Source organism: Vibrio sp. 1078-1, assembly GCF_033340475.1.
On record NZ_JAWOWM010000006.1, the window covers coordinates 174,355 to 189,224 of the forward strand.

Consider the following 14,870-nt stretch of genomic DNA (forward strand, 5'->3'; position numbering starts at 1 on the left):
GTTTACCTCAGTGACCGTAAGTTCTAGGTTTGGTGTAGTAATCGATCAGTGGCACACACATATTTGCAAGCAACACTGCAAATGCAACACCATCTGGGAAACCGCCCCAACTGCGAATGATAAAAACCAAAGCACCAATAAGCGCACCGAAGATTAAACGTCCTTTGACGGTGGTAGACGCCGAAACGGGATCGGTTGCAATAAAGAATGCGCCAAGCATGGTTGCACCAGATAACAAGTGTAAAATTGGCGACGCAGTTTCCCCTGGCGTCAGCAACGTGAACACTAGGCTAAACAGAGTCAGACTCGCAAGGAAACCTGCTGGAATATACCATTGGATGATACGTTTTTTGATCATCACTAAACCACCAAGTAAGTAGGCAAGATTTACCCATTGCCAACCAATGCCAGCTAATCCATCGAATATTGGCTGCGACAGTACTTCGCTTGGGGTTGCACCTGTATGAATGCCGGTCTTAAATGCATCAAGTGGCGTCGCCATTGTCACACCGTCAACCCCTGTTCGAACTTGCTGAAGCGATAAGCCGTCGTAATCATAGCCCGTAAAAATTAAAGAGAGTGTATCTGCAAAATTTACATGATCAGGTATGAGTGATGTCGGTGCACTCCAACTCGTCATTTGTACTGGGAAAGAGATCAACAAGACCACATAAGCGACCATTGCAGGGTTGAATAAGTTTTGTCCAAGGCCACCATAGAGGTGTTTAGCGATTACTATCGCAAAAATAAGTCCGATCACCATAATCCACCACGGAGACCATGGTGGTATAGCAACGGCTAACAACCAAGCGGTAACTATTGCACTGTTATCACGTAGCGCTCTCATTGGTGAGCGTTTACGACAGATCATGACTAAGGCTTCAAGGGATACAGCGACTGCAATGGCAAAAATTAGTTGAATAAGCGTACCCCAGCCAAAGAAGTAGGTTTGAGCTACTAAACCTGGAAGTGCGCAAAGTGCCACCCATTTCATTAAGTCTGGCGTACTACGACGACTGTGGGTATGCGGTGAACTGGCAATAAAAAACGACACTACTCGTTCTCCTCAGTATTATTTTTATTAGCTTCTTGTTGCGCTTTGCGTGCCTTCGCGCGCGCAATTGCTGCGGCAACCGCGGCTTTCTTCGGATCCTCTTCTGGTTCTTCGGAAGCTGCTTCTTCAACAGGCTCTGTTTGCGTTTCTTGCTTCGCTTTGCGCGCTTTGGCTCGAGCGATGGCAGCAGCCACGGCGGCTTTTTTCGGATCTTCGGTTTGCTCGGCAGGTGCTTCAGCTTCTTCCGCTTCAGCTGAGTCTGCTTGCTTCGCTTTGCGCGCTTTGGCACGTGCAATGGCAGCGGCAACTGCGGCTTTTTTCGGATCGTCGGTTTGCTCGGCAGGTGCGTCAGCTTCTTCCGCTTCAGTTGAGTCTGCTTGCTTCGCTTTTCGCGCTTTGGCACGTGCAATCGCAGCAGCCACGGCGGCTTTTTTCGGATCGTTGGTTTGCTCAGTAGGTGCTTCAGCTTCTTCCGCTTCAGTTGAGTCTGCTTGCTTCGCTTTACGTGCTTTGGCACGTGCAATCGCAGCAGCCACGGCGGCTTTTTTCGGATCTTCGGTTTGCTCGGCAGGTGCGTCAGCTTCTTCCGCTTCGGTTGAGTCTGCTTGCTTAGCTTTGCGCGCTTTGGCTCGAGCAATTGCAGCGGCAACTGCGGCTTTTTTCGGATCGTCGGTTTGCTCAGCAGGTGCGTCAGCTTCTTCCGCTTCAGTTGAGTCTGCTTGCTTCGCTTTACGTGCTTTGGCACGTGCAATGGCAGCAGCAACCGCGGCTTTCTTCGGATCGCTGTCTTGCTGTGCAGACGTTTCCGATTCTACAGATTCAGTTGAATCTTCTTGTTGTGCTTTTTTCGCTTTAGCTCGGGCGATGGCGGCCGCAACTGCCGACTTTTTATCATCAGCGTTATTGTCTGGCGTTTCGCCTTGTTCTTTTTGCGCTTTCCGTTCGCGAGCAAGACGTTTGCGCTCTTCGCGCAGTTTTGCCATTTCTGAGTTATCAGGTTCACTAGAGCCTGCTTTAGCTGCTGCCGCTTGTTTCGCCTTCGCTTTGGCAATGGCTGCCGCTACGGCTGGTTTTACTGCTGGCTCTGTTTTTTCTGTGGTTTCTGTCTTTTGAGCTTTCACTCGTGCGATTGCTGCTGCTATCGCATCATCGCCGCCAGAAGACTTCATCTCTTTACGGCGCTGATCGGCAGCTTTCTTGAAGCGATTTTCACGTTCTGCTTTTTCGCGTTCCATACGCGCTTTTTTCTCTTCAAAACGCAGTTTTGCTCGCTCTGCAGCTTCCGCTTCTTGTGTTCTAGTTCTAATTTCTGCTTTCGCTTGGCGGTAGTACTGTACGAGCGGAATTTCACTTGGACATACAAACGCACAAGCGCCGCACTCGATACAATCCTTTAAGTTTAATTCTTCGAGTTTGTCATACTCTTCAGCTTTTGCATGCCATTGCAGTTGTTGAGGCAGCAGCGAAGCAGGGCACGCTTCTGCACATTGGCTACAGCGAATACATTCCATCTCATACTGGTGCGGAGAGATCTCACGACGAGTCGGAGCAAGGATACAGTTTGCTGTCTTGGTAATCGGCACTTGGGAGTGAGGAAGGGTAAAGCCCATCATTGGCCCACCCATAATTAAACGCTGTAACTTCTTATCTGCTTTATAGCCAAACTCATCCAACAGTGCTTGTACTGGTGTCCCTAATAATGCCCAAACGTTGCGTGGTTGTTTGAAGGTTTTACCAGTGAGAGTCACGATGCGTTTTATCATCGGCTCACCGTCGATGACTGCGCGTTTTATAGCGTAAAGAGAACCAACATTCTGAACCAAAATACCAATATCGGCTGGAATCGCGCCACTTGGCACTTCTTTATTGGTTAAAATTTTGATCAGCTGTTTTTCACCGCCAGAAGGGTATTTAGTTGGGATAACGCGAATAACGATATCTTTGTTTATAGCCGCAGCTTCTAGCGCTTTGATTGCTTCTGGTTTGTTGTCTTCAATGCCAATAATCGTGAGCTTTGGTGTCAGGATATGTTCGACAATTTCGATACCTTGAATAAGCTCTTCGGCATGTTCTTGCATGAGCTTGTCATCAGACGTGATGTATGGCTCGCACTCTGCTGCATTAACGATAAGAATCTCGGTACGAGCAAAACCTGATTGGATTTTTTTTGCAGTAGGGAAACCTGCGCCACCCATACCAGAAATACCAGCGAGACGAATAATATCAATCAGTGCGTCAGGGGTTTCTTGTTGGTAATCTGCGACGGGGTTTCTTTCACACCATGCATCTTTCCCATCAGGCGTGATGACTGCGCACAACTCACTTAACCCAGAAGGGTGCGCGACAGTTCGTGGCTCAATCGCGGTGAGCGTACCTGATGTTGGAGCATGCACTGGAACCGTAAAGCCGGTCTCCGATTGCGTTAATGGCTGACCTTTTAATACGTAGTCACCTTCGGCAACCAGTAGGTTACCCGCTTTACCAATGTGCTGTTTTAGCGGCAATACAATTTCTGACGGGATAGCCGCATGAGCGAGTTCAGTTTTGTTGGACTGCTTTTTATTTTCTGCCGGATGCACACCACCTGGGAAATCCCAAAGCGCGCCTGTACGAATTTGTTCAATCAAAGACAACATGTGAAACCTTACTTAATTGAATCTTTCACGTTCGCTGCATTGTCGGCAGCATCCGTAATGTTAAGTACCGGAATGGAGTGAAGTTGCCACTTCCAGCTTTCTGTGGTCGTTGCCACAGGAATCATTTCAATACAATCAGTCGGACATGGGGCAACACACAAGTCACAGCCCGTACATTCGTCTTTGATTACGGTATGGACCGCCTTTGTTCCGCCTACAATTGCATCCACCGGACACGCCTGAATACACTTAGTGCAGCCAATACACATGTCTTCATGAATAAACGCAACGGTTGGAATTTTGCTGTCGAGATCGTGCGCAGATTCTTCTGGCTCAACACCCATTAAGTCGGCGAGCTTTTCGATTGTTGCCTGACCACCAGGTGGACATTTGTTGATGTGGTCGCCATTTGCAATTGCTTCAGCATAAGGGCGGCAACCAGGGTAGCCACATTGACCGCATTGAGTTTGCGGTAAAATGGCGTCGATTTGATCCACAATAGGGTCCGCTTCAACTTTAAAGCGAATAGAAGCAAAACCAAGTATCGCGCCGAAAATCGCAGCCAGAACCGCTAACGCGATAATCGCAATTAAAATCGTACTCATCGCTTACTTCACCAAACCTGTAAAGCCCATAAAGGCGAGTGACATTAAACCTGCTGTAATCATTGCTATTGATGCACCTTTAAAAGGTACAGGAACGTCGGCGGCGGCTATGCGCTCTCGCATGGATGCAAAAAGTATCAACACCAATGAGAAACCAACAGCGGCGCCGAAGCCGTAGATGATCGATTCAATAAAGTTATGGTTTTCATTAATGTTAAGAAGTGCCACGCCCAATACTGCGCAGTTTGTTGTGATCAGCGGTAAGAAAATGCCAAGCAAGCGATAAAGCGTCGGGCTGGTTTTGTGCACAACCATTTCGGTGAACTGCACCACAACGGCTATCACCAAAATAAAACTCATGGTTCGAAGGTACTCAATACCCAGTGGACGAAGGATGTAGCTTTCCACTAAATACGCACACACTGACGCGAGCGTTAGCACAAAAGTTGTCGCTAAGCCCATACCTATTGCTGTTTCCAGTTTTTTGGACACGCCCATGAAAGGACATAGGCCCAAAAACTTCACCAGTACAAAGTTGTTCACCAGCACAGTGCCGACCAACAACAAAACATATTCGGTCATAGTTATTACGTTCTTAAAATCCGATCTTGATATTATCGTGTTTTGTGACACCAATAACAACCAGTGAACGATGTGGTTTTACATACACGATGGAAAAATAGTCGTCTAATTGATGTATTTTGATGAATCAATAAGAAATTGAATCGTTTGCTGAATGTATTGTTAGCGAGAGGATACTACCTATTAATTTTCATCTAATGTGTGATTTTAAAAAAAGCCCGCCTCTCCCAGGTAGAAAAGAGAGGCGGGCAACGCATATTTACAAGCTAATTATTTAAACTTTCTGAGTGCTTGATGGACTGTGTTTATATCTTACTTGTGAAGGTACGAGTGATGACGTCTTGCTGTTGCTCTGTCGTTAGAGAGTTAAAACGTACCGCATAACCAGACACTCGAATCGTCAACTGAGGGTATTTCTCTGGATGTTCAACCGCATCCAATAACATCTCTCGGTCCAGAACGTTGACGTTAAGGTGTTGACCACCTTCAATCGCAATGCCCTCGTTGCTTGCTTCGTGATGGAAGTAACCATCCATTAGCGCAGCTAGGTTCTTCTTCTGACTCAAGTCATCTTTACCCAATGCGCTCGGCACAATTGAGAAAGTGTAAGAAATACCATCTTTAGCGTAAGCAAACGGTAATTTAGAAACCGATGCCAGAGACGCAACCGCCCCTTTTTCATCACGACCGTGCATTGGGTTTGCACCCGGTCCAAAAGGCATACCTGCGCGACGGCCATCAGGTGTATTACCCGTTTTTTTACCGTAAACCACGTTAGATGTGATTGTTAAAATCGATTGAGTTGGCACTGCTTCGCGGTAGGTGTGCATCTTCTGAATTTTCTTCATGAAGCGCTCAACTAGATCACAAGCGATGTCATCAACACGGGCATCGTTGTTACCAAATTTTGGATAATCACCTTCGATTTCAAAATCAACGGCGATGCCATCTTCATCACGAACAGGCTTCACGGTCGCGTATTTAATTGCCGCCAAAGAGTCAGCGACAACAGACAGACCTGCAATACCACACGCCATGGTGCGGTGCACGTCGCGATCCATCAATGCCATCAGTGATGCTTCGTAGCTGTAACGGTCATGTGAGTAATGGATGATGTTCAACGCTGTGACGTATTGCGTTGCTAGCCACTCCAACATATTGTCGAAACGAGGCATCAAAGCGTCAAAGTCGAGAATTTCATCTTGAACTTTGTCCACTACCGGACCCACTTGCGCTTTCGATTTTTCATCGATACCACCATTGATGGTGTAAAGCAGTGCTTTTGCAAGGTTGGCACGTGCACCAAAGAATTGCATGTGCTGACCAACAACCTGCGGGCTCACACAACAGGCAATCGCGTAGTCGTCATTGTCGAAATCAGGACGCATTAGATCGTCGTTTTCGTATTGAACCGAAGAGGTATCAATCGACACTTTTGCAGCATATTGTTTGAACGCTTCAGGTAATTGCTCTGACCAAAGAATCGTCATGTTTGGCTCAGGAGCAGGGCCCATAGTATGTAGTGTATGTAAGTACCGGAATGTCGTTTTAGATACTAGCGTACGGCCATCAACGCCCATACCAGCCATGGCTTCGGTTGCCCAGATTGGGTCGCCAGAGAACAATGAATCGTATTCTGGTGTGCGTAGGAAGCGAACCATGCGTAGCTTCATGATGAAGTGGTCAATCATTTCTTGCGCTTGTGATTCATCAATCAAACCGTTTGCTATATCGCGTTCTAGATAGACGTCTAGGAAAGTCGAAGTACGGCCCAGTGACATTGCTGCGCCGTTTTGCGATTTAACCGCCGCTAGGTAGCCAAAGTAGGTAAATTGGATCGCTTCTTGTGCAGTTTTTGCAGGTAGCGACATATCAATGCCGTATTTCAGACCCATTTGACGAATGTCTTCAAGCGCTTGAACTTGATCAGCTATTTCTTCGCGAAGACGAAGTGTTTTCTCAAGATCGTTGCCTTGTTCTAAGAACGTTTGTGTTGAGTTGTATTGCTCTTTTTTGTCTGCTTTTAAGAAGTCGATACCGTATAGGGCGAGACGACGATAGTCACCAATGATACGACCACGGCCATAGGCATCAGGAAGGCCCGTGATGATGCCTGATTTACGACAGGCTAGAATTTCTTGGGTGTAAAGGTCGAAACACGCTTTGTTGTGAGTTTTACGGTATTCAGTGAAGATTTTTTCAACCGTTGGATCTAGCTCGCGGCCATAAACTTCGCACGAGTTTTTTACCATGCGAATCCCGCCATTGGCGATGATTGCACGTTTTAGCGGTTGATCAGTTTGTAAGCCAACGATCTTTTCCAGATCTTTGTTGATGTAGCCTGCATCGTGGGAAGTGATTGTTGAGGGCAAGTCTGTGTCAAAATCAATAGGGGCGTGTGTGCGGCTTTCTTGTTTTATGCCTTCAAGCACTTGGTTCCATAACGCTGAAGTGGATTCGCTAACTTCAGCTAAGAAAGTCTCGTCTCCCTCATAGGGTGTATAGTTTTTTTGGATGAAGTCACGAGTGTTGACAGAGTTTTGCCATTCACCAGCAGTAAATCCAGCCCATGCATCTAGCATGTCAGTTGTCGGAATAGTCATAAGTAAATCCCTAAGTTATTGATAATTAGAATGGAGGCGACGAGTAGGACGGAACCATTCTTAACCCTTTTAATCGTATGGATTTATTTATTATGAGTAAAATGAATGCTTTTCATTTTTTTAATGATTAAATTGCATTAATAATAGATTCAACTATTTACGATTGTGTTTTGCTAGAAAAGAGACAGAATTAAATGTGTGGTGCTGTGAGAACACTATCTATGACAATGTTATGAGTTCTGTAATTTGAACTTATTTCGGTGTGATTTTATGGCGCCTAGATTGGCTTAGATTTCATGGCGATTAAGATACAAAAAAGCCGTGTCTTGCGACACGGCTTTTCTATAATCTGGCTCCTCCTGCTGGGCTCGAACCAGCGACCTGCGGATTAACAGTCCGTCGCTCTACCAACTGAGCTAAGGAGGAATTGCTTTGCTTGAAAGCGGGAAGAATCTTACCGAGCACTCAAACTACTGTCAACAGTAAAAAAATACATTTTTAGCAAAAAATATTGATTTAAGGGCTTTACTTTTCTGTATGGCTTGCCAGTAAAGGCTCGAGGTTAGTTATCCACTAAATTTGTGGATAAGTATGTTGATGAGATCTGGGTAAAGAAAATTAATATGCAACTAAGTTTTTATTTAATGAGTTTTTAGTCGGAGTTATGCGTAAAATAAGCAAATAAAACAGAGATTTATCGATGTTAATCAAAAGGTATTCAAAGTGGATAAAAATCAATCTTTTGGGGATAAGAAAGTTTTAAGCTAATTTTTGGGGAAAAGTTGTGGAAACTATAATGTAAAGAATGTGTGTAGCTCTTCAACTAGGGCGAAGTACTATATCAGAGTCACTTTTGTATGGCTATAGCATTCTAGACAAACAAGAAAGTTTATTAACAATGATGGTTAAATTCTCGATAGACGTAGATTTCATTAGCTAAGGTGTATATATATACAGCCAAAGCGCAGTAAAATTGAGGAAGGGTATGAGTAAAGTCTATGAATTGGTCTCCGATTATCAGCCATCGGGCGATCAACCAGGAGCGATCAATCAGTTGCTTGAGGGGCTCGATGCTGGGCTAGCACATCAAACCTTGTTGGGGGTCACAGGCTCAGGTAAAACCTTCACACTAGCGAATGTGATTGCTCAAGCCCAACGACCTGCAATATTACTTGCGCCAAACAAAACGCTTGCTGCTCAGTTATATGGTGAGATGAAGTCATTCTTTCCTAATAATGCGGTTGAGTATTTTGTTTCTTACTACGATTACTACCAACCTGAAGCATACGTTCCCACAACAGATACTTTCATTGAAAAGGACGCTTCGGTTAACGCCCACATTGAGCAAATGCGACTGTCTGCCACTAAAGCTTTATTGGAACGGAAAGACGCTATTATCGTTGCTTCGGTTTCAGCTATCTATGGTTTGGGTGATCCGGAATCCTACTTACAAATGATGCTTCATTTGCGACGTGGAGATGTGATTGATCAGCGTGATATGCTTCGTCGCCTAGCGGAGCTCCAATACTCGCGCAATGATGTTGCTTTTGAGCGAGGGCAGTTCCGTGTCCGTGGCGAGGTGATTGATATATTCCCTGCTGAATCAGACCAAGACGCTGTGCGCGTTGAGATGTTTGACGATGAGGTGGATTGCATCAGTGTGTTCGACCCATTGACAGGCGTGGTCAAACAACGAGACTTGCCGCGCTATACCATCTATCCCAAGACGCACTATGTGACGCCAAGAGATCGCATTCTTGAAGCGATTGAAAATATTAAAGTCGAACTAGAAGTGCGCAAAAAGCAGCTTCTAGATAACAACAAGCTACTGGAAGAGCAGCGAATTAGCCAGCGCACTCAATTCGATATCGAAATGATGAATGAGTTGGGCTTTTGCTCCGGTATCGAAAACTATTCTCGTTATCTCAGTGGACGCTCGGAAGGTGAGCCGCCACCAACCCTGTTTGACTACTTACCTCATGATGGCTTGTTGATCATCGATGAATCTCACGTGACAGTACCGCAGATAGGTGCCATGTATAAAGGCGACCGTTCGCGTAAAGAAACGCTGGTGGAGTTTGGTTTCCGGTTACCTTCAGCTTTGGATAATCGTCCACTGAAGTTTGAGGAGTTTGAAGCACTAGCGCCACAAACGATTTTCGTCTCTGCTACTCCTGGAAATTACGAACTAGAAAAATCGGCGGGTGATGTAGCGGATCAAGTCGTTCGTCCTACAGGCTTGCTTGACCCTGAGTTGGAAGTTCGCCCAGTAGCGACCCAAGTCGACGACCTATTGTCTGAGATCCGTATTCGCGCTGCTAAAGATGAGCGAGTTCTGGTTACAACACTGACCAAACGAATGGCTGAAGATCTCACCGAATACCTTCACGAACATGATGTTAAGGTACGTTATTTACACTCAGACATTGATACTGTTGAGCGTGTGGAAATTATCCGTGACCTTCGCCTTGGAGAATTTGACGTGCTGGTGGGAATCAACTTATTGAGAGAGGGCCTGGATATGCCAGAGGTCTCGTTAGTTGCAATTTTGGATGCGGATAAAGAGGGCTTCTTGCGGTCTGAACGCTCACTCATTCAGACCATTGGTCGTGCTGCACGAAACATCGAAGGTAAGGCGATTTTATACGCTGACCGAATCACCAACTCAATGAAAAAGGCGATGGATGAAACTAACCGTCGTCGCGAGAAGCAGGAAGCGTACAACGAAGAAATGGGTATTTCGCCACAAGCGCTCAAACGAAATATCAAAGACATCATGGAACTTGGCGATATCACTAAGTCTAAACGCCAGCGTAACACTAAACAGGTACCATTATCGAAAGTGGCGGAGCCTTCGCAAACTTACGAGGCACTGTCCCCTCAGCAGCTAGAAAAAGAAATCAGTCGACTGGAGGCGGCGATGTATCAGCATGCGCAAGATTTAGAATTTGAGTTAGCGGCACAAAAGCGTGACGAGATTGAAAAACTACGAGCGCAGTTCATCGCAAATAGTTGAACAAACTTACCGATTTAGCTATCTAAGCATTTTAGGTCGCTTGTAAAAAAAAAGAAGCCAATAGGCAGTCGGGTCTATTGGCTTGTTTTGTGAACATATCGTTCACTAACAACGTCAGTTGGCTAGGTGACCCGAGGGGTCACTATCGTTACAGCATGGTTTGTGCCACTTTTTAAATAATTGATATTATTTTTGAATTTTTTCCTTTGCTCATAATTTAGCTAATGTTATTTGCAAAATGCAAAGCGTAATGCGATTATTGTTTAAAACACAACAAAATAATAGCTAGGTTATGCAACAAAAACCCGAAGGCCCAAAGTCTCGTTACCTTTTAATGGTCGAGGACACCGCATCTGTTGCGGCTCTGTACCGCTCATACCTGACACCGCTTGGCATAGATATCAATATTGTCGGCACAGGTAGGGATGCCATTGAGAGCCTAAATCATCGAATTCCAGATCTTATTTTACTCGATCTCCGTCTGCCAGATATGACGGGGATGGACGTTTTACATGCCGTTAAAAAGAGTCATCCCGACGTACCTATAATCTTTATGACCGCTCACGGTTCTATCGATACCGCTGTCGAGGCCATGCGTCATGGCTCACAAGACTTTTTAATCAAACCGTGTGAAGCAGACCGTTTACGTGTCACGGTTAACAATGCCATTCGTAAAGCGACCAAACTAAAAAATGAAGCCGATAATCCAGGTAATCAGAGCTATCAGGGGTTTATCGGCAGTAGCCAAACCATGCAGCAGGTTTACCGTACGATAGATTCAGCTGCGAGCAGTAAAGCGAGTATTTTTATCACTGGTGAAAGTGGTACTGGTAAAGAGGTATGTGCCGAGGCTATTCACGCAGCAAGTAAACGAGGTGACAAACCTTTTATTGCAATTAACTGTGCTGCAATTCCAAAAGATTTGATTGAGAGTGAACTGTTTGGTCACGTAAAAGGGGCCTTTACTGGCGCTGCGAATGATCGTCAAGGGGCAGCTGAGTTAGCGGATGGCGGCACACTTTTTCTAGATGAGCTTTGTGAGATGGACTTGGATTTACAAACCAAGTTGCTACGATTTATTCAAACGGGCACATTCCAAAAAGTGGGTTCCTCAAAAATGAAGAGCGTGGATGTGCGCTTTGTGTGTGCCACTAACCGTGACCCATGGAAAGAGGTGCAAGAAGGTCGATTCCGTGAAGATTTGTACTATCGTTTGTATGTCATTCCTTTGCATTTACCGCCTTTACGCGAACGAGGCGAAGATGTTATTGAAATTGCATACTCACTGTTAGGTTACATGTCACACGAAGAAGGAAAAAGCTTCATACGTTTTGCGCCTGATGTCATCGAGCGATTCAACAGCTATGAGTGGCCGGGTAACGTTCGTCAGTTACAAAACGTGCTACGCAATATCGTTGTTCTAAACAACGGTAAAGAGATTACGTTGGACATGTTACCGCCACCGTTGAATCAACCGCTTGACCGTCCTTCGTCTGTGGCTAAATTAATTGAGCCGAAAGCGATGACCGCATCTGAGATTATGCCATTATGGATGACGGAAAAAATGGCAATCGAGCAAGCGATTGAAGCATGTGATGGCAATATTCCTCGAGCGGCGGGATACCTTGATGTCAGTCCGTCGACGATTTACCGCAAGTTACAGGCATGGAACGGCAAGGAAGAGCGGCAAAAAGTATGAGTGTAAATGTATTAAATCAGCAAAAAATAGATGAACTGTCGATGGAAATTGGCAGTGACAACGTACCTGTACTGTTCGATATCTTCCTAGGAGAAATGGATACCTATATCGAGAACTTATCCCAACTACAGGGGGCAGAGCGATTAGCTTACTCAAAAGAAATCAGCCACGCGTTGAAAAGTAGTGCTGCGAGCTTTGGGGCAGATCGCCTTTGTGAACTGGCGATGTCCATAGACAAAAAAGCGAAAGCCGGTGAGTTAACTGCGGAGTCTGAGGAGTTAGAGGCTATGTTCGATCTTTTGCACGAAACTCGAGATGCTTATCGCTCTTGGCGACAGTAACTATTTATTCCTATTAACCATTTTTTCTTAGTAAACATCTGTTCTTACTGGATGCCTGAACTAAAACCCTTCGATGACAGAAGGGTTTTCATTATCAATAAACACCTTAAAAGAGGGCGCTAGCCAGGTAACGTGCTCTTAAATAGAAAGTTGTAGCTGACTTTCAATCGCTAGTTTGAGCTTGTTTCTATCGTGACGCCAGTCTCGGTTAGAGGAGGCGAGTGACTCCGTCACTACATTCCATTGACTTAAGACGTCTTGCTCGGTTTTCTCTGCTAGAACCACGTCTATTTTTCTTCCTTGACAGGCACGTTCACACCATTCTAATTTTTGAGCCATCGTCATTCGTCCCGCTGGGCCGTATTCTGGACTCAGGTTAGCAACAAAAATGACTTTTGCTTTTGTGTTTGCTGCAATCGCTTTGCCGAGTTCAGGCAGCAATAAAGGAGGCATGATACTAGTTAAAAAACTGCCAGGGCCAAGAATAATCGCGTCCGCTTCCGCCAAAGCTGTGATGGCTTCTTTGGTAGCAGGCACTTCTGGTGAAAGATCCAAACGTCGCAAGTCTGATTTCATTTCGTCGACATTTGTTTCTCCCGTAACCCACTTCCCATCTACGGATAACGCGGAAAGATCCGAAGGGTGTTCGGACATAGGAAGGATGTTAACATCGACTTTTAACATATTGCGAATCAGATTAATGGCATCTAAAGGTCTGACCGATAAGTTATCGAGTGCAGTAAGCATCAAATTACCAAGATTATGACCATCAAGTTCGCCAGTGCCTTTGAAGCGATATTCAAACATCATCGAACTGATTGAAGGCTCTGTAATGAGCTGATTAATACAGTTACGTGTGTCTCCCCAAGCGATTCCTCCTTGGCAGTGACGAATTCTTCCTGTTGAACCACCATTGTCAGTCGTGGCAACAATCCCAGTTGCATTGCTGCCAAAATCTCGTAATGCGGCCAGCATTCGACCTAAGCCATGACCACCGCCAACAGCGACCACTTTTTTATCTGTGTAGATATTCATTATGTTCTTCTAATAATCTAATAAAAAACGGCTACAATTTATCTTAAGGAGTGTCTTAAAGGTACTCACTTAGCGGTAAATTGTGTCTCTAGAGAGTTTTTTATCACTCAAGTCTGGATTCCATTACAAATATTAAGTATTTTACACCGCAAAGCTATCAGAGATTTCATATCTCTGGTTGCCATAACTCCGAGCTCACTATTGCTAAGTCCTTGGATAGGCGTTTTGAGCCAGTGGCATACTGTCACAAGGGCATGATTGGAAATGGCCATGCCTCCCGTGTTTGGAAAGGTGTTCCGTGGCGCAACAATTCGAAGACAAATTTCATCGTAAGTTTTATTACTTGCGTCTGTCTGTGACCGACGTATGTAATTTCAAATGTACCTATTGCCTTCCTGATGGCTATAAGCCTTCGGGCAATAAAAACTCGTCTTTTTTATCTCTCCCTGAAATCAAACGGGTCGTAAAAGCATTCGCTGATTGTGGCACGTCAAAAGTGCGCATCACTGGTGGTGAGCCTAGCTTACGCAAAGATTTTACCGACATTATCCATTCAGTAGTGGCGACGCCTGGCATTCAAAAAGTTGCAACGACAACCAATGGCTATCGCATGGCAAAACAAGTCGCAGATTGGCGTGAAGCGGGTTTAACCCACATTAATGTCAGTGTGGATAGCCTTGACCCGCGTATGTTTCGTCAAATCACAGGTGAAAATAAGTTTACTGAAGTCATGAATGGTATCGAACGTGCGTTCGAGGTCGGTTATGAGCAAGTAAAAGTTAATGTGGTGTTGATGAAAGATCTGAACCATCACGAGCTGCCAGCGTTTCTTAACTGGATAAAAGATCGTCCAATCCAACTGCGTTTCATTGAGTTGATGCAAACGGGTGAGATGGATGAGCTATTTAATAAGCACCATGTATCCGGAGTGGCAATTCGTAACCAGCTAATTGCAAATGGTTGGTTGCTGAAAGTGCGCTCGCATAATGATGGTCCTGCGCAAGTATTTGTTCATCCTGATTACAAGGGTGAAATAGGTCTTATCATGCCTTATGAAAAAGACTTTTGTGAAAGCTGCAACCGACTGCGCGTTTCTGCGGTGGGTAAGCTGCACCTATGTCTGTTTGGAGACCACGGTGTAGAATTGCGTGATCTTTTGGAACGTGATGAGCAAGAGAGTGAGCTTATTGAACGTATCCAGGCGCAGTTACAAACCAAGTCGGTAAGCCATTTCTTGCATGATGGCAATACTGGTATGACGCCACACCTCGCGTCTATCGGCGGCTAACTTCATTCAAT

Annotated in this window: 10 protein-coding genes, 1 tRNA gene and 1 riboswitch; of the genes, 4 read left to right on the plus strand and 7 right to left on the minus strand. The window is 45.2% G+C overall.

The genetic code is table 11. The annotated features are described in order from the left end of the window. Positions 1–7: 7 nt before the first annotated feature. The 6 genes from rsxD to R7190_RS14330 all read right to left on the minus strand — a co-directional run bounded on the left by rsxD (position 8) and on the right by R7190_RS14330 (position 7,906). The gene (gene rsxD / locus R7190_RS14305) at positions 8–1,054 is read right to left on the minus strand and encodes an electron transport complex subunit RsxD (protein WP_186584791.1); all 1,047 of its coding nucleotides are present in this window, start codon (positions 1,052–1,054) and stop codon (positions 8–10) included. Next, on the minus strand, positions 1,054–3,690 hold the full coding sequence (rsxC, locus tag R7190_RS14310; RefSeq protein WP_186584792.1) for an electron transport complex subunit RsxC: 2,637 nt from the start codon (positions 3,688–3,690) through the stop codon (positions 1,054–1,056). Before rsxC ends, rsxD begins: the two co-directional genes overlap by 1 nt. An 8-nt stretch (positions 3,691–3,698) precedes the next feature. Next, the gene (gene rsxB / locus R7190_RS14315; RefSeq protein WP_005380760.1) at positions 3,699–4,295 is read right to left on the minus strand and encodes an electron transport complex subunit RsxB; all 597 of its coding nucleotides are present in this window, start codon (positions 4,293–4,295) and stop codon (positions 3,699–3,701) included. Positions 4,296–4,298: 3 nt separating this feature from the next. Beyond that, positions 4,299–4,877, minus strand: coding sequence for an electron transport complex subunit RsxA (gene rsxA / locus R7190_RS14320; RefSeq protein ID WP_005380762.1), 579 nt, complete (start codon positions 4,875–4,877; stop codon positions 4,299–4,301). A gap of 305 nt (positions 4,878–5,182) precedes the next feature. Then, positions 5,183–7,480, minus strand: coding sequence for a formate C-acetyltransferase (gene pflB / locus R7190_RS14325; RefSeq protein WP_053349610.1), 2,298 nt, complete (start codon positions 7,478–7,480; stop codon positions 5,183–5,185). A 350-nt stretch (positions 7,481–7,830) separates the two neighbouring features. After that, positions 7,831–7,906, minus strand: a tRNA-Asn gene (locus tag R7190_RS14330). Positions 7,907–8,465: 559 nt separating this feature from the next. Here R7190_RS14330 and uvrB point away from each other — a divergent pair. From uvrB to luxU, 3 genes are all read left to right on the plus strand, one after another. After that, on the plus strand, positions 8,466–10,496 hold the full coding sequence (uvrB, locus tag R7190_RS14335) for an excinuclease ABC subunit UvrB (RefSeq protein WP_017636056.1): 2,031 nt from the start codon (positions 8,466–8,468) through the stop codon (positions 10,494–10,496). A 292-nt stretch (positions 10,497–10,788) separates the two neighbouring features. Beyond that, complete coding sequence (gene luxO / locus R7190_RS14340; RefSeq protein ID WP_005380768.1) at positions 10,789–12,195, plus strand: quorum-sensing sigma-54 dependent transcriptional regulator LuxO; 1,407 nt, start codon at positions 10,789–10,791, stop codon at positions 12,193–12,195. Next, positions 12,192–12,536: a quorum-sensing phosphorelay protein LuxU gene (gene luxU, locus R7190_RS14345; protein WP_017636054.1), complete on the plus strand. Its 345-nt coding sequence runs from the start codon at positions 12,192–12,194 to the stop codon at positions 12,534–12,536. The genes luxO and luxU overlap by 4 nt, the downstream gene beginning before the upstream one ends. A gap of 138 nt (positions 12,537–12,674) precedes the next feature. Here the strand turns inward: luxU and R7190_RS14350 are convergent, their stop codons facing one another. Further along, the gene (locus tag R7190_RS14350) at positions 12,675–13,571 is read right to left on the minus strand and encodes a YvcK family protein (RefSeq protein ID WP_186584793.1); all 897 of its coding nucleotides are present in this window, start codon (positions 13,569–13,571) and stop codon (positions 12,675–12,677) included. A 175-nt stretch (positions 13,572–13,746) separates the two neighbouring features. Next, a riboswitch (molybdenum cofactor riboswitch) is annotated at positions 13,747–13,881 on the plus strand. Here R7190_RS14350 and moaA point away from each other — a divergent pair. Next, complete coding sequence (gene moaA / locus R7190_RS14355) at positions 13,870–14,859, plus strand: GTP 3',8-cyclase MoaA (RefSeq protein WP_186584794.1); 990 nt, start codon at positions 13,870–13,872, stop codon at positions 14,857–14,859. (Overlaps the previous riboswitch by 12 nt.) The last annotated feature ends 11 nt before the right edge of the window (positions 14,860–14,870 follow it).

Bases quoted from the DNA above. Each gene is read 5' to 3' on its own strand.
- rsxC (WP_186584792.1), bottom strand. From the start codon at position 3,690: ATGTTGTCTTTGATTGAACAAATTCGTACAGGCGCGCTTTGGGATTTC.
- rsxB (WP_005380760.1), bottom strand. From the start codon at position 4,295: ATGAGTACGATTTTAATTGCGATTATCGCGTTAGCGGTTCTGGCTGCG.
- rsxA (WP_005380762.1), bottom strand. From the start codon at position 4,877: ATGACCGAATATGTTTTGTTGTTGGTCGGCACTGTGCTGGTGAACAAC.
- pflB (WP_053349610.1), bottom strand. From the start codon at position 7,480: ATGACTATTCCGACAACTGACATGCTAGATGCATGGGCTGGATTTACT.
- uvrB (WP_017636056.1), top strand. From the start codon at position 8,466: ATGAGTAAAGTCTATGAATTGGTCTCCGATTATCAGCCATCGGGCGAT.
- luxO (WP_005380768.1), top strand. From the start codon at position 10,789: ATGCAACAAAAACCCGAAGGCCCAAAGTCTCGTTACCTTTTAATGGTC.
- luxU (WP_017636054.1), top strand. From the start codon at position 12,192: ATGAGTGTAAATGTATTAAATCAGCAAAAAATAGATGAACTGTCGATG.
- R7190_RS14350 (WP_186584793.1), bottom strand. From the start codon at position 13,571: ATGAATATCTACACAGATAAAAAAGTGGTCGCTGTTGGCGGTGGTCAT.